This window comes from Noviherbaspirillum sp., from assembly GCF_035944575.1.
In the GTDB taxonomy this organism is placed as follows: domain Bacteria; phylum Pseudomonadota; class Gammaproteobacteria; order Burkholderiales; family Burkholderiaceae_D; genus Noviherbaspirillum.
Map to the genome: position 1 here is coordinate 18,936 of NZ_DASZBA010000261.1, position 23,386 is coordinate 42,321.

The following is a 23,386-nucleotide window of genomic DNA, read 5'->3' on the forward strand; positions in this document are numbered from 1 at the left end:
ATCTCCAGATCGGGTTCAGCGTTTGAGAACTGCAAGCCAGTCGAGTTGCTCTTCATTCAGAGCGCTCTCCGGCGTCAGCATGGCATGAGCGAGCGCGGAGCGGATTTCCGGCTCCTCGGGCGCCCTGTCGTCATTGAGCAGGGCGACCAGGAGGTCGCGCACTTTTTCCAGGCTCTGGCGGTACAGCGTGAAAATGGAACTGACACTCACATGCTGGGCCGGGTCTTCCATCCAGCAGTCGTAGTCAGTGGCAATGCCGATCGTGGCGTAGCAGATCTGCGCCTCGCGGGCGAGAAAGGCTTCCGGCACATTCGTCATGCCCACGAGATCGCAGCCGGCCTGCCGCAGAAAATGGCTTTCGGCGCGGGTGCCGAGCCGCGGGCCTTCGACGCAGGCGTAGGTGACGCCGCCATGGAGCGTGATGCCTAGCCTGCCGGCATGGGCGGCGATCCATCGCGCAAGCTGGCCGCTGACCGGATTGGCGGTGGAGATGTGGGCCGCAATGCCGCCGCCGAAGAAGCTGGCTGCGCGACGCCCCCTGGTCCAATCGAAATACTGCTCGGGGACGGCGAGGTCGCCGGGCGCGATCTGTTCGCGCAGACTGCCGACAGCGGAAATGCCGATGATCTGCGTTGCGCCCAGCGACTTGAGCGCGAAAATATTGGCGCGGTAATTGATTTCGTGCGGCAAGTGGGTGTGCTGCGTGCCATGCCTTGCCAGGAAAAGGATTTCCTGATGGCCCATGCGACCGCGCACTATCTGTGCCGACGGCGCACCGAACGGCGTTTGCACGTCGATGTTGTCCAATACTTCCAGTCCGTCAAGCTGGTACACCCCTGTTCCGCCGATGATCGCAAGCATCGAAGTCGTCCTTGTTATATGAATCGCCTCTCTTACGCGAGCCCGCATACTGGCCCCGCGTCCGTTTCCTGCCAGACAGTTTCGCCGCCGGTTTTGTCTAAGTCGCGCGCCGAGCTGAAACCTTACACCGAAGCGCGGGAATGCGCTCGCGGCGCTGCACGCTCATTGGTCACGAGTCATATACGTGCCGACGGCTCTTTCGGTTTCGTCCATATCAAGCTTGACTGTGGAACAAATTGGATTAATTCAACTCATTCTTATACGAGCCGAAGATTTGGCGACCCATGGCAGCGAGCGGCATGCGGACGGTTGCCTCCGGAATTTCCACAAGGAGAATAGCCTTGAAACTGCGTAATGTATTTTTAGCGGCGGTGCTGATCCTCATCATCGCCTTCGTGGCGCTGAACTGGAACGCCTTCCTCGCCACGACGACGGTGTCGTTCGGGGTGGCGACCATCGTTGCGCCGCTCGGCATGATCATGCTGGGCCTGCTGGCCGTCCTCGCTGCCGTATTCCTGACATACATCGTCACCCTGCAAACCTCGGTACTGCTGGAAGCGCGCCGCCATGCGCGCGAACTGCAGGCGCACCGCGAACTTGCCGACCGCGCCGAGGCATCGCGTTTCACCGAGCTGCGGCGCTTCATCGAAGGGGAACTGCAGGCGGTGGCGGTACGGGATGCGGAATCCAATGCCGCCATACAGGCTCGCATCGACCGCATGGAACAGAAGCTGAGCATGTCGCTGGAAGAGTCGGGAAATTCCATGGCGGCCCAGCTCGGCGAGATCGAGGACCGGCTGGAGCGCGAGGCGCACCGCCCGGTGCTGCCGGCCACGGTGATCCGGCACGAGCACTGACGCGGTCCCGCTGCGGCGCGGTGATTACTCTATCGGTTCGTAAGGCAGGCCGACATAGTTTTCCGCAATGGTGGTCCGGCCCGCGAGGGAACCGGTGTAGTACTCCAGTTCGGCGAGCTGGATGCGCTGGGCGAACGGATCGTCCGAGAACTTGTGCAGCATCGACGTCATCCACCACGAGAACCGCTCGGCTTTCCAGACCCGCCTGAGGCATATCTCCGAATACCGGTCCAGCAGGTCCGACCGGCCCTCCTGGTAATGCTTGCGCAGGATGCGGTACAGCGTGCGCACGTCGCCGGCGGCGAGATTGAGTCCCTTGGCGCCGGTTGGCGGCACGATGTGCGCGGCGTCTCCGACCAGGAATAAGCGCCCGAATTTCATCGGCTCGGCAACGAAGCTGCGCAGCGGCGCGATGCTCTTTTCAATCGACGGGCCGGTCACCAGCGATGCGGCGGCATGCGCGGGCAGCCGAATCTTCAATTCCTCCCAGAAGCGCTCATCGGGCCATTCCTCCACCTTGTCTTCCAGCGTGCATTGCACGTAGTAGCGGCTCAGCATCGAATGCCGCATGCTGCACAGCGCGAAGCCGCGCGGGTGGTTGGCGTAGATCAGCTCATGCGACACCGGCGGAGTTTCCGACAGGATGCCAAGCCAGCCGAACGGGTAGACGCGCTCGAACGTCTTGATCGCATCCGCCGGCACCGACTGCCGCGATACGCCGTGGAAGCCGTCGCAGCCGGCGATGAAGTCGCATTCCAGCGTCACCTCTTCCCCGTCCTTGACGAAGGTGACACGCGGCTTGTCCGAGTAAACATCATGCAGCCGGACATCCTGCGCTTCATAGATACTGATGCCGCCGTTGCCGGCGCGCGCATCCATCAGGTCGCGGGTGACTTCGGTCTGTCCGTAGACCATCACCGTCTTGCCGCCGCTCAGGTTTTTCAGGTCGATGCGTTCGCAGCGGCCGTTGAACGACAGGGCTACGCCTTCATGTATCAGGCCGATGCGGTCCATGCGGGAATGCGCCTGTGCCTCGCGCAGCAGGTCGACCGTGCCTTGCTCCAGCACGCCGGCGCGTATCCGGCTCAGCACGTATTCGGGCGTGCGCGCTTCGAGGATGACCGTGTCGATGCCCTGCAGGTGGAGCAGCTGGCCGAGCAGCAAGCCGGACGGGCCGGCGCCGATGATGGCTACCTGTGTCTTCATTGTTCGTCTCCGGTCTCCCTGGCCGCCGGCCATCCGGGGCGAGGCGAATAAGGATGTTGTTTCCATTCATAGTCGGATGAAACCGCGCTTCCTGGAAGGGACTTTTATGCGAAACATTTGCACTTTTCGCATATTTTCCGCTTCTGATACGATCCGGTTTTACGGTCACGCGCAAGGAACCCGCCCTCCATGGACACGGACACCGCCATTCCTCCCATTCCGACTTACAAGCTGTATGGCGAACGGGAGCCGTGGCCGACGCCGGACATGGTGCACTGCGAGGCGATCGCCGCCCGCAGCAAATTGCACAACTGGCATATCAAGCCGCACCAGCACAGCGGCCTGTTCCAGATCCTCTACCTGGAGAAGGGCGAAGCCGAGGTCCGGCTCGACGACAGGACCAGCCGCATGCAGGCCGGGGAAGTGCTGATGGTTCCGCAGTTCTGCATTCACGGCTTCCGCTTCGAGCGTGATGCCGTCGGGTATGTATTCACCCTCGCCTATCCGTTGATTCATCAGCTGACGCGCCGCCTCGGCGACCGCTTCGCCAGCCGGTTCGCCCGCTTCGGACGTCCGAGCCTGCACCGGCTCGCGGAGGATGCCGAAGGCGATTCCCTGCGGATGTCGTTCCATGCGATCAACGAGGAATATGCCGCCAACCTGCCGCAGCGCGAGGCACTGGTGGAAGCGCTGCTGACGACCATCCTGATTCGCCTGACGCGAAGCGCATTCGATGCGCAACCGCAACAACCCCCTTCGCAATCCCGCCCGGCTCCCCGCTCCGGCGGCCACTTCGTGCGTTTCTGCGACATGCTGGAGGAACAATACCTGAGTCATCAGCCGGTCGCGGCCTATGCGGCGGCGCTCGGCATTTCCGCCGCCCATCTCAACCTGCTGTGCCGGCAGACGGCTGGCAAATCCGCGCTGGAGATGATTCATGAACGTATTGTTCTCGAAGCGAAACGCACCCTCATCTATACCTCGATGACGGTCAGCGAGGCTGCCTATGCCGTCGGGTTTGCCGACCCGGCCTACTTCACCCGCTTCTTCAAGCGGGCAACCGGCCTGTCGCCGAAACAATTCCGCCAGCAGGCGGAAGCCCTGCACCGCTGATAGCAGGGTTTTCGGACAAACGGTTCGCCTACCGCACAGGTATCTGTTGAACGAACATATCGTGGGATATGATCGATCGGCAAATCGGCTTCGGCATGGATCAGGATCAATGTTCCGGCCAGGTTCGTATGGCGTACTTCCAGATCATTACAAGAGGAGACAGGCATGAAACTGAAGACACTATGGAGATCGGTTGCGACAATCGGCGTGGCGGGTCTGATGTCGTTCGGCGCGCAGGCGCAGGAAACCATCAAAATCGGACTGGTGGCGCCGTTCTCCGGCCCCTTTGCCGATTACGGCAAGCAGATGGAAGGCGGCATCAAGGCCTACATGAAACAGCATGGCGACACCGTCGCCGGCAAGAAGATCGAGATCATCGCCAAGGACACCACCGGCCCGGTGCCGGAAGTCGCCAAGCGGCTGGCGCAGGAACTGGTGGTGCGCGACAAGGTGGATTTCCTCGCCGGCTTTGGTTTGACGCCGGAAGCGCTGGCGGTGGCGCCAATCGCGCAGCAGGCGAAGAAGCCGATGATCATCATGAACGCGGCGACCTCCGTCATCACGACCAAGTCCGATTACATCGCCCGCGTGTCGATGACCCTGCCCCAGATTTCAGCGCCAATGGCGACCTGGGCGGCGAAAAACGGCATCAAGCGGGTGGTGACGCTGGTAGCCGACTACGGCCCCGGCATCGATGCCGAAACCGCCTTCAAGAACACCTTCACCGGCGGCGGCGGACAGGTGCTGGAATCGATCCGCGTGCCGCTGCGCAATCCGGAGTTCGCCCCCTTCATCCAGCGCATCAAGGACGCCAAGCCGGAAGCGGTCTTCATCTTCGTGCCGGCGGGTGAACAGGGCATCGCCTTCATGAAGGGCTACCGCGAGCGCGGCCTCGCCGATGCCGGCATCAAGGTCATCGCCACCGGCGATCTCACCGACGACCACGTGCTCCCGGCAATGGGCGATGCGGTGCTCGGCGTGATCACTACCTTCCACTATTCCGCCGCCCATGATTCACCCGAAAACAAGACCTTCCTGAAACAGTTCGCCGATGCCAACCCGAATGGTGGCCGCCCGAACTTCATGGCGGTGGCCGGTTATGACGGCATGCATGCGATCTATGAAGTGGCGAAGAAGCTCAACGGCAAGATTGACGGCGACAAGGCGATGGACGTGCTCAAGGGCATGAAAATCAACAGCCCGCGCGGGCCCATCATGATCGACCCGGCCACGCGCGACGTTGTGCAAACGGTGTATGTGCGTAAGGTGGAGAAGGTGAACGGCGAGTTGTACAACGTCGAGTTCGACAAGTTCGCGGATATGAAGGATCCGGGGAAGTAAATCACTGGCACCGGAAGTCATTTGTTGCGAAAGCCCCGGCGCGTGAGCGTGCGGGGCTTTTGGTTTTTGGCGGCGAAGCAAGAATTTAGCAATCAGAAGGCGGACAGTCGAATTTGCTTATCTGACAATCCTGCAAGGTCCTCTTCCCCTTGTACCTTACGCCTGCACAATTTCCGTCCCTAGTCCGTCATCAATCTTTGGCGGTCCTGTCTTACAGAAATCCCACAGTGATCAATTGCAAGATTCTCGGTTACCCCGAAGCACAAATAGTCAATCGGGAATCAAGCAGTTTGATCGACATCATACTTGCACAAACACCCTCTTTGTCTACGACAGAAATACAGTATTTTAAAACCCGGCACTCCGCACGTCTGAACATCGCGCCGGATACCTAGTCCAAAAGTCGACACCCTCAGCAAATGCAGCAAGAATTGCCGGCCGCTCAAGCGAACCCCGGCTGAACCGACATCGCCCGGCATGAAGCTTTCCAACATATTGATCGTCGTTGCCACTCTGCTCGTCATGGAATTCGCCGTGACGCTGTTCCACAAGTACGTCATGCATGGCATCGGCTGGGGCTGGCACCAGTCGCATCACCTGCCCGGCAAATCCGCCCGGTGGGAAAAGAACGACCTCTACGCGGTGGTGTTCGCATCGGCGACGATTATCCTCTTCGCAGTGGGCGGCGGCACCGATGCGCCGCTGTGGTGGGTGGCATTCGGCATCACGCTCTACGGCTTGCTGTACAGCATTCTCCACGATGTGCTGATCCACCGGCGTCTGCCGCTCAAGTGGCAGCCGAAGAACCGTTATCTGCAACGCCTGAAGACAGCGCATCACCTGCACCACGCGGTGCGCACCCGCGAGGGCGCTGTTTCCTTCGGCTTTCTGTACACGCCGCCGGTGGAGGCCTTGCGTGAGGAGCTGCGCGAAAGAAAGAAAGTGCCATGAGCTCCGCCAGGCAGACATGGATCGGGCTGTTTCTGACCGCGCTGATCATGGGCGCTTGGCTCGTCCTGCATGTCTACGGCGTGTTCTTCGCCGACCTGTCACGTCCGCTTCTGTCGCTCGGCCTGATTTTGTTGCTGACCTGGTTGTCGGTCGGCATGTATATCGTTGCCCATGACGCCATGCATGGCTCGCTGTGGCCGGCCAACCGCGCGGCGGGCGACCGCATCGGCGCGCTGGCCGTCGGACTGTATGCCGGCTTTTCATTTAGGCAGCTGTGCCCCAAGCATCATGCGCACCATCGCAATCCCGGCTCGGTGGACGATCCAGATTTCGCGCCGGACACGCCGGGACAGGCAATCGCCTGGTATGGCCGCTTCCTGAAAACCTACTTCCGGCAACGGGAACTGCTTATCATGGCGATCCGCGTCGGCGTCTACCTGCTGCTCGGCGCCAGGGTGGAAAACATCCTGCTGTTTTTCGCCGTGCCGGGCATCCTGTCGTCATTCCAGCTCTTTTATTTCGGCACCTATCTTCCGCATCGCCATACCCACGCGCAGTCAAAGCCCCTCTTTCCCGACCACCACAATTCGCGCAGCAACCAGTTCGGCTACCTGTCATCCCTGCTGACCTGCTTTCATTTCGGTTACCACCATGAGCACCACCTGCAACCTGGCGTGCCGTGGTGGCGCCTGCCGTCGATCAGGAAGGCGCCGTCGCCATGACCGCCGGACCGCGTCATATCGTCCTTGCCACGACAGGCTCGCTCGGCGATCTGCACCCCTTCCTTGCCCTGGGCTGCGAGCTGCAGCGGCGCGGCCACCGCGTCACGGTGGCCACCAGCACCCATCATCAGCCGCATGTGGCGCAGGCCGGCCTCGGCTTTCGGCACATGCGCCCGGATCCCGACAACACGCCCGCCTTCCATGCGAAGTACATGCATCCGAAGAGTGGCGGGGAATTTGTCTACAAGGAATATCTCGGACCGGCCATACGCACCAGTTACAACGACCTGGCGCAGGCCACACGCGGCGCCGACATGCTCGTCAGCCAGTCCCTGATGGCACTCGCCGCACCGCTCGTCGCCGCGAAAACCGGCATCCGCTGGGTGTCCGCCGTGTTGCAGCCCATGTCCTTCTTCTCGGTGCACGAGAGGCCGAACTACCTGCCCGTTCCCCTACTGCCATGGCTGTGCGGCCGATCGCCGGAATTCCACAGCCGGGTGTTCCATTACGTGAAGAAACACACCGAAGATTGGGTCAAGCCGGTCATCGACTTCCGGCGCGAGCTGGGGATCGCCCGGCAGGAGCATCCGATGTACGAGGGCCAGCATTCGCCGGCTTGCGTGATGGCGATGTTCTCCCCGCTCCTGGGCGGTCCGCAACCGGACTGGCCGGCGTCGGCGGTGCAGACCGGCACCGCCTTGTACCTTCCGGAGAACGCTTCCCTGCCCGCGGACCTGAAAGAATTTCTCGGCCGGACATCGCGCCCGCTCGCCGTGTTCACGCTGTCTTCCGCATCGAGCAACGACGCCGGCGATTTCTATCAGCAAAGTCTCAAGGCAGCCGGATCGCTCGGCATGCGCGCCCTGCTGGTGATGGGCGGGCTCGCCGCATCCGCTTCGTTCGACGCGCCCTTGCCCGATTGGGCTTTCCGTATCGACTACGCGCCCTTCGAGCAGATCTTTCCGCATGCCGCCGTCATCGTGCATTCCGGCGGCGTGGCCACCTCCTTCAAGGCGCTGCAGTCCGGCAAGCCGCAGGTCGTCGTGCCGCATGCGCACGACCAGTTCGACAATGCAATGCGCCTGAGCCGCCTCGGCACGGCAATCTTCATCAGGGAACGGCGGCCCGGCCATGCCACCTTGCGCAAGGCACTGCAAAAGGCGATGACGACCGCGGAGATGCGGGACAAGGCCGCCGCACTGGCCGACCGGACCCGCGCGGAGCAGGGCGTACACCGGGCCTGCGATGTGATCGAGGAGCAACTCCATCATGCATGACCTCATCCTCGTCGGCGGCGGCCTGGCCAACAGCCTCATCGCATGGCGTTTGCGCCAGCTGCGGCCTGAGCTGCGCCTGTTGCTGGTGGAGAAGGAATCGCGCATCGGCGGCAACCACACCTGGTCGTTCTATGAGCGCGACCTGACGCCGGCGCAACATGCCTGGATACGCCCGCTGATCGTGCGGACATGGCCTGCTTACGAAGTGCGTTTCCCGGGACATCGCCGCAGGCTGGATACCGCCTGCTACAGCATCAGCTCCGAACGCCTGCACGAGGTACTGAGCGAGGCGCTCGACGGTGCGTTCCTGCTCGATGCGTCGGTCGCCGACGTCGGCAGGAACAGCGTGCGCATCAACGGCCGGCTATATGACGCGCACGCGGTGATCGATGGCCGTGGCCATGCCGCATCGGCCCACATGCGCTATGCGTACCAGAAATTCGTCGGCCATGAAGTCGTGCTGCCCCATCCCCACGGGCAGGCGCTGCCCGTCATCATGGATGCCACCGTGGCGCAGCACGACGGCTATCGTTTCGTCTATACCCTCCCCTTCAGCGAGAACCGCATCCTGGTCGAGGACACCTACTACAGCACGACGCCGGACCTCGATCTTCCGGTCATCCGGAACGGCATCCGCGCCTACATGGAAAGCCGGGGCTGGCAGGGAGCGGTGATCGAGCGCGAGGAATCAGGCGTATTGCCCATCGCGCTGTCCGGCGACATCGAGCGCTTCTGGGAAGACAAGCCGGGCGCGCTGCCGTGCAGCGGAATGCGCGCCGCCCTTTTTCACGCCACGACCGGTTACTCGCTGCTGTTCGCCGTGCGCCTTGCAGACGGCATCGCATGCATGAAGACACTGGATGCGGATTCGGTCTATCGCCATGTCCGCGACTTTTCAGTTCGGCAATGGCACAGCCAGCTATTCATGCGCCTGCTGAACCGGATGCTCTTCTTCGCCAGCGCGCCGGCGCAGCGCTACCGGCTCCTGCAGCGCTTCTACAAATTACCGCAGCAACTCATCGAGCGCTTCTACGCCGCGCAGCCGACGTTGTCCGACAAATGCCGCATCCTCGTCGGCAAGCCGCCGGTACCTGTATGGGGAGCGGTCAAAGCCATGTGCAACATGGGAAAGGAACCATCATAAAAGCCAACGTCAAGAAAGCGATCGTCATCGGCAGCGGCTTCGGCGGGCTGGCCCTTGCGCTGCGGCTGCAGTCGGCCGGCATCCCTACGCTCATCCTGGAGAAGCGCGACAAGCCGGGAGGCCGGGCATATGTCTATCACGACCAGGGATTCACCTTCGATGCCGGACCGACGGTGATCACCGACCCGACGGCGCTGGAAGAACTGTTTGCCCTGTCCGGAAAGCGCCTGGACGACTATGTGCGCATGCTGCCGGTCAGCCCTTTCTACCGCCTGTGCTGGGAAGACGGTTATCGCTTCGATTATGTGAACGACCAGGCCGAACTCGACCGCCAGATCGGCGCCAAGTCGCCGTCCGATGTGCAGGGCTACCGAAAATTCCTCGACTACTCCAAGGCAGTGCTGGAGGAAGGCTACGTCAAGCTCGGGCATGTTCCCTTCCCGGACTTCCGCAGCATGATCCGCGTCGCGCCGCAACTCATCAAGCTGGAAAGCTATCGCAGCGTGTATGGCATCGTGTCGCGCTTCATCAAGGATCCGCATCTGCGGCAGGCCTTCAGTTTCCATTCGCTGCTGGTCGGCGGCAATCCGTTCGAAACCTCTTCCATCTATGCGCTGATCCATGCGCTGGAGCGGCAATGGGGTGTCTTCTTTCCGCAGGGCGGCACCGGCGCCTTGATTCAGGGCATGCTGAAACTGTTCACGGAACTGGGCGGGGAGATACGCCTCAATGCCGATGTCGACGAAATCGTCGCGGAACAGGGACGCGTCACGGCCGTGCGGCTGCAATCAGGCGAACAGATTCCTTCCCTGTTCTGCGCCAGCAACGCCGATGTGGTGCATACCTACGACAAGCTGCTGCGCCGGAATACCGAGGCGCAGCGGAAAGCGGCCAGCCTGAAGAAAAAGCGCTTCAGCATGTCGCTGTTCGTCATCTATTTCGGATTGAAAGGCGTGCGCACCGACCTGCAGCACCACACCGTGCTGTTCGGTCCGCGCTACCGCGAACTGCTGCAGGATATTTTCCATGGACACACGCTGGCCGAGGATTTTTCGCTCTACCTGCATGCCCCCACCGTCACCGATACTTCGCTCGCGCCGCCGGGGCACAGCGCCTACTACGTGCTTGCCCCGGTGCCGCATCTTGGGAACGCCGACATCGACTGGCGCACCGAAGGTCCGCGCTACCGCGACCGCATTTTCAATTACCTTGAGCAGCACTACATTCCCGGCCTGAAGAAAGATCTCGTCACGTCGCGCATTTTCACGCCGCATGATTTTCGCGATGAATTGAACGCGCATGTCGGCTCGGCGTTCTCGCTGGAGCCGGTGCTCTGGCAGAGCGCCTACTTCCGCACACACAACAAGGACCAGCAGATCAAGGGCTTGTATTTCGTCGGAGCCGGAACCCATCCCGGGGCCGGCATACCGGGAGTGGTCGGATCGGCAAAGGCAACCGCGCGCATCATCCTCGACGAGCAACTCACCCGGAGCGCAGCATGATGCAAAATCTTGCCTCTTACAGTGAAATGACGATCAAGCAGGGCTCGAAGAGCTTTGCGAAAGCGGCCATGCTGTTCGACAAGGACACGCGGCAAAGCGTGACGATGCTGTATGCATGGTGCCGCTACTGCGACGACGTCATCGACGGCCAGACGCTGGGCCACGGATCGCAAACCCTGGATCGGGACGAAAAGCTGGAACGGCTACGGTTGCTGCAAACCGAAACCGCGCGCATCGCCGACGGCCAGTCCAGCGACATACCGGCATTCGCCGCGCTGCAGCAGGTAGTGCGCAAGCACGGCATTGCGCGGCGCCATCTGTTCGACCTGCTGGACGGCTTCGCGCTGGACGCCACCGAAGCCCGATTTCCGACGCTGAACGATACGCTTCATTACTGCTATCACGTCGCCGGCGTGGTGGGTGTGATGATGGCGCAGATCATGGGCGTCAGGGATCGTGAAGTCATGCATCGTGCCGCCGACCTCGGCATCGCCTTCCAGCTCACCAATATCGCGCGCGATGTCATCGACGATATGCGTATCGGCCGCTGCTACCTGCCGGAGGAATGGCTGGAACGGATGCGGATTCCACGGGAAGACATTCATCTCCCGCAACACCGGGCCGCGCTGCACGCACTCGCCTGCGAACTGGTCGAACTCGCGGAGCGCTACTATGCGTCGGCCAGGATAGGCATGTCTCAACTTCCCTGGCGTTGCGCCTGGGCCATCGCGAGTGCGTTGCTGATCTATCGGGATATCGGCCTGCGGGTGCATTCGGGCGGCGTGGATGCTTGGAACGGGCGCACCCAGATTTCCGGAAGCCGGAAGGTATGGCACCTGTGTCATGGCTGGTTCGTCGCGGTGAACGCGGTGAGCCAAAGAGATCGTGACAAGTCGGCGGGACGTTCCGGACTCTGGACCAAGGCGAGCTACTGACACGACCGCGCCGCATGCACTATCCGCATTGACCGCCGGCACCGGCCGGCGCGGACATGTTGAAAATTCGGCTGTCAGCCTGGCGCGGCCGGCCTCCGCCGACTAGGTTTTTCTGAAAAACTCCCTGACGAAACTCTGCAGCACTTCGGCGTTCTGTTCTCCTTCGATCGCGATGTTGGCGGCCTGAAGATACTCGCGTACTTTCCGCTGTGCACTCGTCACGCCTATCCGGGTCACCAGATTCGTTTCCTCGGCATCCGCATCCTTGATATCGTCGAGGAGCTGAAATGCCAGGCCGATATTGGTGGTGAAATGCATGACCTGCTGCTGCTTTTCAGGCGATGCATCCGCAGCCATGCAGGCCGCTTTTGCCGCGGCGACAAACAGAACGCCGGTCTTGAGGTGATGCATATCCGAGATGGCGGCCGGACTGGTCGTCTCGACTTTCGTATTCAGGTCGATGTATTGCCCCAGCGAGAGACCTTGCGCGCCGACCGTATCGCACAGCAACCTGATCAGCTTCAGCCGGAGTTCGCCCGGCAGGCTGTCATGCGAGGCGATCATGCATTGGCTGTGTGTCAGCAGGGAAACCGCCGCAAGGATGGTCAGGCTTTCGCCGAACTTCACATGCGTCGATACCCGGTTGCGTCGCACGTTGTCGTTATCCATGCAGGGCAGATCATCGAGGATCAGGGATGCAGAATGGATCATCTCGATCGCGCATGCGACATCGATGGTATGCGCCGGCACACAGCCGAGGTACTTGGTAACAGCCATCGTGAGAAGCGGACGTATCCGCTTGCCCCCCGCCAGGACGCTATAGCGCATTGCCTCGGAGACCGGCGAGGTTTGTCCAAGACTTAAATGATGATCAAGTTGGTCCTCGATCATCTGCCTCGTCTGCGTGATCCAGTCGCCCGCAGTATAGTCAACAGCATTGATAGCCAGCATTGTCCCTCGCGTTTCTGATTCGATGGGTGTTACAGATCAGGATGATCGAAGCTTTTCGGATTGTAAAGTGACTACCTCCATAAATACGCGTGCTTTCGCCCGTCTACGTATGTCATGGACAGACCTGTTGATCTATATCTAAAGCCGGACTGGATGCGAGGAAATTTTTCGTCCCTGCAGCGTTTCAAACCTCGTTGTCTGGTAGCTCGATGCATGAACGGTTTGATATGAATACGAGTCCCATATAAATCGACAAGTTCGCGAACGAAGACATGAAGGCTGCGGAAAGGAACAAGGGAATCGTCGAAATACACTTTCGCTCGCCGATAACCTTCACCCTTTTTTTTGCCGGGCTTTTTCTCGTACTCTTCAATTACCGCTTCTGGCATGAAACTGTTGCTGCATTCTGGCAAGGCAATCTGCAGGATGCTCTTTTCCTCTTTTCACTCTGCATACTGCTCCTGATTTTTTACGCAGCGGTACTGCTAATGGTTCCGGGGAAACGTTTGATGCTCACCGTCACCGGCCTGCTTTTCCCGATTGGTGCCGCCGCTTCGTTTTCCGCCGACAGCTTCGGAATCGCCATCGATCAGGAAATGATCCGCAGCCTCGTGAACGCGAACCGGGGCGAAGCGACGTCCATGATCAGTCCGCGGCTTCTTCTCTACACGTTGGGCCTGGGCGTTCTGCCGCTGTTCCTTGTCGGAGGGACCCGGATGCCGTCGCTGCCTCTGCGCAGCCATCTGCGGCAGCGCGGCATGTTCCTTGCGGCGGCATGCACATTTGCGGCCATCGTCATGATGGCCTTTCCATCACGATTCAGCGCTTTCGCATCGGACCATAAACATCTCCACTACTTTTCCGTTCCGGGCGCTGCGGTGCATGGCGCGATCCAGTTCGCGCGGTCGAGCATCCAGGGAATCGGTCACGACCGCCCAGGCGATTTGGCTGGTGCGCCACGGCGAATCGAGAAGGCAGCGGGCGCCAAACCGCTGCTGGTGTTCCTGGTCATCGGCGAAACCGCCCGGCATGCAAACTTCCAGTTGGGCGGCTATGCGCTCCACACCAATCCGCGGCTGAGCGGCACCGGCAATCTCCTGTACTTCCGCAATGTCGAGTCCTGCGGCACTTCCACCGTCGTGTCGCTGCCGTGCATGTTCTCGCCGCTCGGCCGCGAACGGTTCAATGTGGCGAAAGCGCAATACGACAGGAATGCGCTGGATACCCTGACGAAGGCCGGAATCCACACTGAATGGCGTGCCAACAATTCCGGCAGCAGGATCTTCAGCGAACGGGTCCGGTCATTCACCTACCTTGACCGGGGCCCGGCACATCTTTGCAACGATGAATCCTGTTTCGATGAACTCCTGCTCGAAGGACTGGAGGAGCGTATTGCCGGCCTCGCGGGCGATACGGTGATCGCGTTTCACCAGATGGGCAGCCACGGACCGGCCTACTTCAAGCGCTATCCGCCGGCGTTCGAAATCTTCAAGCCTGCCTGCAAAAGCAATGCGCTCGATTCATGCAGCCTGGAAGAGGTTCGCAACGCGTATGACAACACCATTTTGTACACCGATCATGTTCTGGCAAGGAAGATCGAGATCCTGAAGAAGGCATCCCGCTTCGATACGGCGCTTCTCTACGTTTCCGACCATGGCGAATCGTTGGGAGAGAAAGGAGTATTCCTGCATGGCGCACCTTATCCGGTCGCACCGGACGAGCAGAAGCGGATTCCGCTCATCTTCTGGATGTCGGATGGATATGCGCAAAGAATGAAGCTGGATCAAGCCTGCCTGCAGCGCCAGTTGCCGCTGCGATTCAGCCACGACAACATCTATCACACCCTCCTCGGCGCAACGGAGACGAGAAGCGATGCCTACCGGAGCGGGATGGATATGCTTGCGCCCTGCCGCGTGGAGCCGCAATGACTTGATGAGCATGTAGCGCTTTGCGCCGATGGTACGGTCGATTGAGGCGGAATATCCTTCCGACTACAGGATGATCGTCACATTTTCACCTGGCGCCACGCCCGGTATTGCGCTTTGATACCAATGTGATTGGACCTTGGCAAGCAGCCAGCCTTTGAGCAAAACTGGTCACATGCTTGCTATGAAAATACATGCGATTCAACTGCGCAGGCTCGCCGCCAGTTTCCTTCTGCTCTCCTTCGCTGGCGACGCAAGCGCAAATATGGGCGTTCCGATGCTCGCCCTGACGCTTCCCGCCATGGTCGTCGCGATGCTTCCCGTGATCGCACTGGAAGCGTTCGTATTGGGCCGCATGCTTGGAACAAGGGTGATTTCGAGGGTCAGGTCGGTTGCGATAGCGAATGTGTTATCGACCGTAGCGGGAATCCCTTTTACTTGGGCGGGGCTATTTGCCTTGCAGGGAGGTACGGGCGGAGGCACGGCGTATGGCATAGCCACGCCCGCAGAAAAGCTGCTTGCCGTCACTTGGCAGGCACCATGGCTAATTCCATACGAGGGCGAGTTGTACTGGATGGTGCCAACGGCTTCGCTCGCCTTACTGACTCCGTTCTTTTTTGCGTCCTATATCACGGAGGCGCACGTAATCGGTCACTACGAACCTCGGTATTCCAAAAACCAGTTAAGGCCCGCCGTGTTTCGTGCGAACCTGCTTAGTTACATTCTGCTGGCAGTTGCAAATCTCATCTGGTTGGGTTGGGCACTTGCTCATGCTCGTTGACTGGGTTCAACTCCCCGAGAAAGCAACCGTGCTGTGCTAGCGGCTCTGTCACTGAGGTCGGTTCGGGAGTATTCACTCTTGCCATGACAAATGCGCGCATCCGAACCGACCGCGCTACTCAATCTCGCTTTGGAATCGACAAGCCCTTCTCCACCGCGGGACGCGCGACGAACAGCTCGACCGCCCTTGTGACATGCGGGAAATCCTTGATGCCGACGAGATCGCCCGCGGCATAGAAGCCGATCAGGTTGCGAACCCATGGGAAGGTGGCAATATCGGCGATGGTGTAGTCGTCGCCCATGATCCATGTTCGGTCCGCGAGGCGCTGATTGAGCACACCGAGCAGCCGCTTCGATTCCGCGACGTAGCGGTCGCGGGGCCGCTTGTCTTCATAATCCTTGCCGGCGAACTTGTGGAAGAAGCCGAGCTGTCCGAACATCGGCCCGACGCCGCCCATCTGGAACATCAGCCACTGGATCGTTTCGTAACGCCCGGCGGCATCCTGGGGAATGAAGCGGCCGGTCTTCTCGGCAAGATAGATCAGGATCGCGCCGGACTCGAACAGGGCGAGCGGCTTGCCGCCGGGCCCGTCGGGGTCGAGGATGGCCGGTATCTTGTTATTCGGATTGAGGGACAGGAATTCCGGCGAGGTCTGGTCGTTCTTTTCGAAGCTGACGAGATGGGGTTCGTAAGGCAATCCCGTCTCTTCCAGCATGATCGACACCTTGACGCCGTTCGGCGTGGGCAGGGAATAAAGCTGCAGTCGATCGGGATGGGCTGCGGGCCACTTCTTTGTAATGGGAAATGCGGATAGATCGGGCATGGGGAGTCCTTTGATTGATGGAAAGCCGCCGCTTGCAACGGGATAGGACTTTACCTGGGACACTATCCCGACACACCGATGCATCGGCGTGGCATGTTACGGACGGTTAGGGTACATGATTTGCGCATTTCGCGATGTTGACGCGACAAGGCAAGCAAGCCATCCGCTGTAAATGCGCGAGCGGTTCATCGCGGCAGGTCCGAACCACGAACGCCACGGCACATCGGCGCCGCTGAAAACAATGCGGTCGAACTGCTATCCGGCGTTATGCCTGCTCTGCTGTTCCGGTGAACGCTGCGGTGTCGAAGTTCGCCTGGCGTCCGCAAGAATTTTCATGATTACCTGCGTATCCGCCGGCTTCACGAGATGGTGGTCAAAGCCGGCGGCTTGCGACATATCGCGGTCCTGTGGCTGACCGTAGCCGGTAAGCGCGATAAGCATCGCATGGCTGCATTCCGCACGAGCGCGCAGCAGTTTGGCCAGGTCATAGCCGCTTATATCCGGCAGGCCGATATCGAGGATGAACGCGTCCGGCGGATTCAGAACCGCATCATCCAATGCGTCTCTCGCATTCGTCTTTACAGTGACGAAATGGCCGAGTGCCTGAAGCAGGACCGCCAGCGAATGCGCCGCGTCGGCGTTGTCGTCGACCACCATGATGTGAAGCACATCCACGTCATACAAGGACTCGCCATTCTCGGACCGGACAGTGACGATCTCGGCTTGCGGCAAGGAGACGGTAAAGGTGCTTCCTTTGCCGAGCCCCTCGCTCGCGGCTGAAATATGGCCTTCGTGGAGAGCGACGATTGCCTTTACCAGTGCAAGTCCGATTCCCAGTCCGCCCTGTGAACGGTCAAGGTCACGCGTGCCCTGGGTGAACAAATCAAAAACATGCGGCACCAGGGATGAATCCATGCCGTTGCCATTGTCGGTCACACTGACCCGCACCTGCTTGTCCGCCGTTTCAACGCGAAGGCCGATTTCTCCACCGGCAGGCGTATATTTCGCGGCATTGTTCAGCAGATTGGTGACGACCTGCACCAGTCGCGTGCGGTCGCCATGCACAAATGCACGCTCTGCATCGATTTGGGTGCCGAGAATATGCCGGCGCGCTTCGATCAGCGGCCGCGCCTGTTCGATGGCACTTGCGATAATCGATCGGATGTCCAGCGTCTCCTTCTCGAGCTGGATCAGCCCGCGCGTTACTCTCGACACGTCCATCAGGTCATCGATCAGGTGCGTCATATGAACCACCTGTCTTGAAATGATGGCGCTGGCCTGGCGCACGCGCGGTTCGTCGTTTGGCGCCAGCTTCAGCATTTGCGCCGCTGCGCTGACCGGAGCAAGGGGATTGCGCAGTTCGTGCGCAAGCATGGCCAGAAATTCATCCTTTGCGCGGATAAGCCTTTCCGCTTCGGCACGTGCGGCTCGCTCGCTCGACAGGAGCACCTGGCGCTCCAGCGCGGATTTCTGGGCGACGTCATAAAGGCGCGCATTGTCGATCGCAATCGCGGCCTGCGCCGCAACGCCTTCGATGATTCTTTCCGCCTTTTCGTTGAAGACACCGGCATCGGGATGACCGAAAAAGAGCCCGCCGATGACTTCACCGTTTCGGGAAATGACCGACGCGGCAAGGTAGCTCCTTACCGGCAGATGACCTTCGGGCATGCCATGATGCGGCGCCATCTGCCCGTATCGCGGGTCCGTGGTGATGTCGTCGCTGCGTAAAGGTTTTGCGCCATGAAGCGTTGGCCTGAAGACCTGCGTCGCCCTCGGATACCCGAATTTTTCGAAGGCTTCGCGCGGCGCACCCGAGAGCGTATAAAGCATATACGTCTCGCCGTTGGCATCGATATTGTTATAGAAAAATGCCCCGTACTTCGCGCCGACCAATTGGGTTCCGGCATCCGTGATCGATTGCAGCAGATCCGACAGATTCAGCGTCGATGCCAGCAGCTGGCCCGTTTTATTCAGGATTTCGAGAATACGCGTTTCATCGCGCAATGCTTTTTCCACGCGTGCGCGCCGAACTGCATCCCAGGTCCGTTTCGCCACGTCCTCCACCAGGGCCACTTCTTCGTCCGTCCAATTGCGTGGCGCGGCTTCATGAACATGAAAGGCGGCCGTCAATCCGTTTGCTTCCAGCAGAGGCGCAACGAGAACCGCGCGAGCGCCGATGCTGGCATACCCTTCTGCATAATGCATCGATTTCGGGTGCAGATATACATCGTTGATCTGCAAGGTGTTGCCATGCCTGAGTTCGCTGATGATGGCCGGCCCGAAACTATCCAACGGCCTCGACTCGCCGGCCAGCGTGAAGAGCATGCCGTTGGTCCAGTCCAGATATACGCTTGCCATTCCTTTCTCTTCGTCGATTTCCGAATAACCGACCCGGCCTGCCGCGAGATATTCCCCGGTCAACCGCGATGCCACTTCCATAATCTCGTTCGGTTCGGATAATTCACGCAAGCTATCGGCCATCTGCAGCTGGAAGGCCTTGCGCTTTTCCGCCATGACGCGGTTGGTCGTGTCGATTAGCACACTGTGCATGCCCATAATAGTGCCATCGTCACCATATGCCGGCGCATAGTTGAATGTCACCCACACGATGTCACGTTGTCCATTACGGATGATGGAGAACGGCATGTCTTCAAAATAGGAAGAGTGTCCGCTTAATGCCTTGTGAAGAATCGGCTCGACGTCCTGAATAATTTCGGGCCAGATTTCCTTGAATGGCTTTCCGAACGCGGCCGGGTGTTTATCGCCGAGAAAAGCAATGTAGGCGTCGTTATACAGGCAGGCGAGATCGGGTCCCCACAAAGTGAGAATCGGGAATCCCGATGAGAGCATGTTCCTAACATAAATTTGCAGGGAGACCGGCCATTCCGCAGGGTGCGAAACGTTCGTGGTTGACCAGTCCAGGCCGTACATCAAATGCATGACGTCGCTGTCCGTCTGTGCCGGATCGACAATAAATGGGCTTATGCGGCTGGCCGAAAAATGGTCCATGTATAACTTTTTATCAGTGATTGATGAAGCGCCGCAGTTCATTCGCCCGGACTGGGAAAGCCAATAATTGTCCGGATATATTCTCTGGGGAAATTGAGCTTGCGCAAGGCAAAGGACCTTAGCCATGTGCCGCAATCTTAGTTGGTATCGGCATCTTTTCATAGAGAAAAAACCGGCTGGAAGGAATGGACAAGCGCGCTTATGAAACTGGCAAGGAGATGGTGTTTTTACCTGGACCTACGTGCATCCATTTCGCCCACGGATACGGTGCAAATGCTTCACCCGCCTTATGCCGTCCGTCTCAAAGGTCCTGTGCAGCGGATGCTCACACTGCCTGTTGGCTCCGCACTTCCGTCCGGTTTGAGATAACGCAATAGTCACAGTGATCGGCGCCTTTCGAAAAGGGCATTTCGCCATACACTGGCATTCCCTTCCTCCAACCGGCCCCGGTTGTCATACCCAAGGTGATATATGTTCAACATTGCCACGTATGGAACCCTTGAAAAACTCATCAATACAACCTTCTCGTATATGACGATGGTTGTGCTGCTGCTGCTGATGCCGACTCTTGCCGACGCGGCAAAGAAGCCCGGCACACCGGCGACGCCCTACACCTATTATTCGGTTGGCAATCCGGACATGACGCCTTCCGTTGCACAGACACGGCCCGATCCTTCCTACGTATTGATGGGCGGCGGACCGGATGTGGACGAGGCTTTCCGCTGGATGATTCAACGCGCGGGAATCACGCCCGCGACGGGCGGCCGCCTGGTGGTCATCCGCGCGACGGGCGACGGCGGTTACAACCCCTACATTTATTACAGCGGCAGGAAATCGTCGGTGTCCAATACGTATCAGGACGGTTGGGTCGGCGGGGCATCCCTCGGCCTGACGTCGGTCGAGACCCTGGTGATACCGAGCACAGCGGCGGCCAACGATCCTTTTGTGAATGCCGTTGTAAGCAGAGCGAATGCGGTCTGGATTGCCGGCGGCGATCAGACTGACTACTTCAGGTACTGGAAAGGCCAGGCTCTCGAAACGACCTTGAATGGGTTGATGCAAAAGAATGTGCCGATCGGCGGGACCAGCGCGGGCCTGGCAGTCCTGGGCGGGTTCGACTTTTCCGGGTTCAACGGCACCGTCACTTCCACCCAGGCACTCACGGATCCCTATAACCTGTACATGACATTTGATCCGAGTCCGTTGAGCACCAGCGGAGGTTTCATTGCTCCGCCGGTGTTTGCCAACATGATCATGGATTCGCATCTCGATTCCCGGGACCGCATGGGCCGCCTCGTCACCTTCGTGTCCCGGTTGATATCGTTACACACCATGGCGGGAACGCAGCAACTCGGCTGCACGGGAGGCGTACTTCAGAACAATACAGCCAGGGGTATCGGCGTCGGTGTCGAAGCGGCATTGCTCGTTCAACGCAATTCTGACGGCAGCCATACAGGACGACGGGTAACGAATGTATCGACGACGACTGAAAGCGCAATATATTTTGTGAATGTGACCCAGGGTCCGACGGTATGCGCTTCAGGCAGGCCCTTATCGATCCCGACTTCAGCGATCCAGATCCGGAAACTGGCAGACGACACGTCGAGGATCAACCTGAGCGATTGGTCAGCCTACCCCGTCTATAAATCCGGCGGCGTTGAATCAGGCAGCCTTTTCCCGACCAACCCATACTGAGGATCAGTGCCGTCGCCGGTGCTGCCACCACTGCCGCAGCGCCACCCATTTGCGCTCAAGCCAGAGGGTGAATTCACCGACGGGCTTGCGCAGGAAAGGCACGTCCTGCGCAATGAGCAGCAATCCCAGCGGTATGAACTCGAAGCCGAGAACAGGCAGGAAGCCGAAAATGCCTCCGGCAATGAGCAGCAGTCCGAGAGGAATCCGGATCCAGCGCGATTCCGGTCGGCGCAGCCAGCGGATGGCACGGGCCACCCGATCAGGCGTTTCCCGCTCAAGTCCCTCGTAGGCCTGGTCCAGTTTTCCGCTTCCGTCGCTATTCATGATTCACCTCCGGGTTGAAGACGCCATCGTGCCCGGGCATTGGAGAACTTGCATGGGCCGGGATAATTTTTACCGGTGTACCCACGACCTTTGCACTTCGGCCAGATTGCTTGTTCCCGACATGATCTGCCCCTCGATTTTTCCGATGACTGGTTTCACGAACCATGTACAACGGACAAGCAATTTCAATGCCGCACCGCTCTTTCCGCATGGCAGCGATCGTGCTTTTTGCATGGAACCCGGACGTGGACGGATGCATCGAACCGGCATGCCGTGTTCAAACCATTTCAGCAACCAGGAGCTTTTATGACCGTACAGACACTTGCCAATGAGATCGCCATCGTGACCGGGGCCGATTCAGGCATCGGGCAGGCAACCGCCATTGAATTCGCCAGGGAAGGCGCCGATGTGGTTGCGGTGTACTTCCATGACCGCGAAGGTGCTGAAAAGACGGCGCAGGAAGTCGAAAAGGCAGGCCGGAAATGCGCCGTGCTCCAGCTGGATCAGCGCAATCCCGCCGAGGTCGCGAACCTGTTCAGGCAGGTGAAGGACACGCTCGGCATGCCGACCATCCTGGTCAACAACGCCGGTGTCAACGCATTGGGAAAGCCGGTCAGCGACATGACCGATGAGGACTGGGACACCACGCTCAAGACCAATCTGTACGGCCCGTTCTACTGCTGCCGCGAATTCATCCGCGCCATGGAAGGAAGCGGCAGGCACGGCAGCATCATCAACATCACCAGCGTCCACCAGGAAATTCCCCGTGCGGGCGGGTCGGCCTACGACGCCTCGAAAGGCGGCTTGCGCAATCTGACGACCACGCTAGCATTGGAGCTCGCGGAGAAGAACATCAATGTCAACAATATCGCGCCGGGCATGATACTCACCCCGATGAACCAGAAGGCGCTGGACGATCCGGAGCACCGCAAGCGGCAGGTCGAGAACATTCCGATGAAACGCGCCGGCGAGCCGGAGGAAATTGCCCATGTGGCGGTGTTTCTGGCGTCCGCCAAGGCGCGCTATATCCAGGGTGCGACCATCGTCGTCGACGGCGCGCTGATGCTGTTCCAGGGCCAGGGCGCATAGGGGCGGCAAACCGGAACGGGTCCCGGCGACTCGCGCCGGGTACGATGCGTTGCGCGCCGGTCAGATGGGCAGCTTGACGGACGCCGGCCTCCTGGCGACCGCATCGATCGCCGTGTTGAAGGCCGCCGCGTTGAGCGGTTTATAGAAGTGAAATCCCTGCATGGTGTCGCATCCGGCCTGCTGCAGATAGCGGGCCTGGATTTCCGTTTCCACGCCCTCGGCGATGACGTTCAGGCCGATGCTGCGCGCAATCGATATCACCGCCAGCACGACCGGATAATGCCCGTCGGGATCGACGATATCGCGCACGAAGGACTGGTCGATCTTTAGCGTCTTCACCGGGAAACGCTGCAGGTAGGCGAGCGACGAATAGCCGATGCCGAAATCGTCGATGGCGATGCCGATGCCCATGTCGGCCAGCTTGTTCAGGTGATGCAGGGCCTGCTGCGGATTGCCGATGCAGACATTCTCGGTGATCTCGACTTCGAGCTGCGCCGGCGCGATGCCGTAGCGGGTCATCGCATTCGCCAGTTTCTGCACCGTGTCGCCGCGATCCAGGCATTGCGGCGACAGGTTGATCGACACCCGCGAGACCGGCTTTCCGGCGGCATTCCATTTCTGCAGATCGCGGCACACCATCTGGATCATCCATGCCGACAAGGGCAGCATGAGGTTGTTTTCCTCGGCGAACGGCAGGAAGTCGCCGGCCGGCAGCAACCCGCGCTCGGGATGGTTCCAGCGCATCAGCACCTCGGCGCCGACGATTTCGCCGGTGCGGAAATCCACCTGCGGCTGGTAATGAAGCTCAAGCTGGTTTTCCTCGATGGCGAGACGCAGCGTCTGCGCCAGCGTGATCTTGTAGTTGGCCGCCACCTCCATC

20 protein-coding genes are annotated in these 23,386 nt (G+C 59.8%); 13 read left to right on the top strand and 7 right to left on the bottom strand.

All coding sequences use genetic code 11. The features are described from left to right. Positions 1–15 precede the first annotated feature (15 nt). Complete coding sequence (gene mtnP, locus VGU61_RS21765) at positions 16–861, bottom strand: S-methyl-5'-thioadenosine phosphorylase (RefSeq protein WP_326861412.1); 846 nt, start codon at positions 859–861, stop codon at positions 16–18. A 341-nt stretch (positions 862–1,202) separates the two neighbouring features. Between mtnP and VGU61_RS21770 the strand changes: the two genes are divergently transcribed. After that, positions 1,203–1,718, top strand: coding sequence for a LapA family protein (locus VGU61_RS21770; RefSeq protein WP_326861413.1), 516 nt, complete (start codon positions 1,203–1,205; stop codon positions 1,716–1,718). Between the two features lie 24 nt (positions 1,719–1,742). On the opposite strand, the gene pobA is transcribed toward VGU61_RS21770, so the two are convergent. Beyond that, positions 1,743–2,924 (bottom strand): 4-hydroxybenzoate 3-monooxygenase, encoded by a 1,182-nt coding sequence (gene pobA / locus VGU61_RS21775; protein WP_326861414.1) that lies wholly within the window; start codon positions 2,922–2,924, stop codon positions 1,743–1,745. A 189-nt stretch (positions 2,925–3,113) separates the two neighbouring features. On the opposite strand from pobA, the gene VGU61_RS21780 reads away from it, so the two are divergent. The 8 genes from VGU61_RS21780 (at position 3,114) to VGU61_RS21815 (ending at position 11,909) form a co-directional block, all read left to right on the top strand. After that, positions 3,114–4,037 (top strand): helix-turn-helix domain-containing protein, encoded by a 924-nt coding sequence (locus tag VGU61_RS21780; protein WP_326861415.1) that lies wholly within the window; start codon positions 3,114–3,116, stop codon positions 4,035–4,037. A gap of 219 nt (positions 4,038–4,256) precedes the next feature. Next, positions 4,257–5,378, top strand: a complete 1,122-nt coding sequence (locus VGU61_RS21785; protein ID WP_414691683.1) for an ABC transporter substrate-binding protein — start codon at positions 4,257–4,259, stop codon at positions 5,376–5,378. Positions 5,379–5,855: 477 nt separating this feature from the next. Then, on the top strand, positions 5,856–6,329 hold the full coding sequence (locus VGU61_RS21790; RefSeq protein ID WP_326861417.1) for a beta-carotene hydroxylase: 474 nt from the start codon (positions 5,856–5,858) through the stop codon (positions 6,327–6,329). Further along, positions 6,326–7,051 carry a fatty acid desaturase gene (locus VGU61_RS21795; protein ID WP_326861418.1) on the top strand — a complete coding sequence of 242 codons (726 nt, stop codon included), beginning with the start codon at positions 6,326–6,328 and terminating at the stop codon, positions 7,049–7,051. The genes VGU61_RS21790 and VGU61_RS21795 overlap by 4 nt, the downstream gene beginning before the upstream one ends. After that, positions 7,009–8,328, top strand: coding sequence for a glycosyltransferase (locus tag VGU61_RS21800; protein WP_326861419.1), 1,320 nt, complete (start codon positions 7,009–7,011; stop codon positions 8,326–8,328). The genes VGU61_RS21795 and VGU61_RS21800 overlap by 43 nt, the downstream gene beginning before the upstream one ends. Further along, positions 8,321–9,472, top strand: coding sequence for a lycopene beta-cyclase CrtY (gene crtY / locus VGU61_RS21805; RefSeq protein WP_326861420.1), 1,152 nt, complete (start codon positions 8,321–8,323; stop codon positions 9,470–9,472). Before VGU61_RS21800 ends, crtY begins: the two co-directional genes overlap by 8 nt. Then, the gene (locus VGU61_RS21810) at positions 9,424–10,974 is read left to right on the top strand and encodes a phytoene desaturase (RefSeq protein ID WP_326861421.1); all 1,551 of its coding nucleotides are present in this window, start codon (positions 9,424–9,426) and stop codon (positions 10,972–10,974) included. Before crtY ends, VGU61_RS21810 begins: the two co-directional genes overlap by 49 nt. Next, positions 10,971–11,909: a phytoene/squalene synthase family protein gene (locus VGU61_RS21815; RefSeq protein ID WP_326861422.1), complete on the top strand. Its 939-nt coding sequence runs from the start codon at positions 10,971–10,973 to the stop codon at positions 11,907–11,909. The genes VGU61_RS21810 and VGU61_RS21815 overlap by 4 nt, the downstream gene beginning before the upstream one ends. A 102-nt stretch (positions 11,910–12,011) precedes the next feature. Here VGU61_RS21815 and VGU61_RS21820 read toward each other — a convergent pair whose 3' ends face one another. Then, positions 12,012–12,860: a polyprenyl synthetase family protein gene (locus VGU61_RS21820; protein ID WP_326861423.1), complete on the bottom strand. Its 849-nt coding sequence runs from the start codon at positions 12,858–12,860 to the stop codon at positions 12,012–12,014. Between the two features lie 272 nt (positions 12,861–13,132). Between VGU61_RS21820 and VGU61_RS21825 the strand changes: the two genes are divergently transcribed. Both VGU61_RS21825 and VGU61_RS21830 read left to right on the top strand, forming a co-directional pair. Beyond that, positions 13,133–14,788, top strand: a complete 1,656-nt coding sequence (locus VGU61_RS21825) for a phosphoethanolamine--lipid A transferase (RefSeq protein WP_326861424.1) — start codon at positions 13,133–13,135, stop codon at positions 14,786–14,788. 154 nt (positions 14,789–14,942) lie between these two features. Then, positions 14,943–15,566, top strand: a complete 624-nt coding sequence (locus VGU61_RS21830) for a hypothetical protein (RefSeq protein ID WP_326861425.1) — start codon at positions 14,943–14,945, stop codon at positions 15,564–15,566. A gap of 118 nt (positions 15,567–15,684) precedes the next feature. On the opposite strand, the gene VGU61_RS21835 is transcribed toward VGU61_RS21830, so the two are convergent. Together VGU61_RS21835 and VGU61_RS21840 are read right to left on the bottom strand one after the other, a co-directional pair. Then, complete coding sequence (locus VGU61_RS21835; protein WP_326861426.1) at positions 15,685–16,389, bottom strand: glutathione S-transferase N-terminal domain-containing protein; 705 nt, start codon at positions 16,387–16,389, stop codon at positions 15,685–15,687. A gap of 255 nt (positions 16,390–16,644) precedes the next feature. Then, positions 16,645–19,239 (bottom strand): ATP-binding protein, encoded by a 2,595-nt coding sequence (locus tag VGU61_RS21840; RefSeq protein ID WP_326861427.1) that lies wholly within the window; start codon positions 19,237–19,239, stop codon positions 16,645–16,647. A 630-nt stretch (positions 19,240–19,869) separates the two neighbouring features. On the opposite strand from VGU61_RS21840, the gene VGU61_RS21845 reads away from it, so the two are divergent. Next, positions 19,870–21,093, top strand: coding sequence for a cyanophycinase (locus VGU61_RS21845; protein ID WP_326861428.1), 1,224 nt, complete (start codon positions 19,870–19,872; stop codon positions 21,091–21,093). A 3-nt stretch (positions 21,094–21,096) separates the two neighbouring features. Here VGU61_RS21845 and VGU61_RS21850 read toward each other — a convergent pair whose 3' ends face one another. Continuing rightward, positions 21,097–21,417 (bottom strand): hypothetical protein, encoded by a 321-nt coding sequence (locus VGU61_RS21850; protein WP_326861429.1) that lies wholly within the window; start codon positions 21,415–21,417, stop codon positions 21,097–21,099. Between the two features lie 306 nt (positions 21,418–21,723). On the opposite strand from VGU61_RS21850, the gene VGU61_RS21855 reads away from it, so the two are divergent. Further along, positions 21,724–22,506: a 3-oxoacyl-ACP reductase FabG gene (locus VGU61_RS21855; RefSeq protein WP_326861430.1), complete on the top strand. Its 783-nt coding sequence runs from the start codon at positions 21,724–21,726 to the stop codon at positions 22,504–22,506. A 60-nt stretch (positions 22,507–22,566) separates the two neighbouring features. Here the strand turns inward: VGU61_RS21855 and VGU61_RS21860 are convergent. Next, on the bottom strand, positions 22,567–23,386 hold an 820-nt coding region (locus tag VGU61_RS21860), incomplete at its 5' end, for an EAL domain-containing protein (protein WP_326861431.1).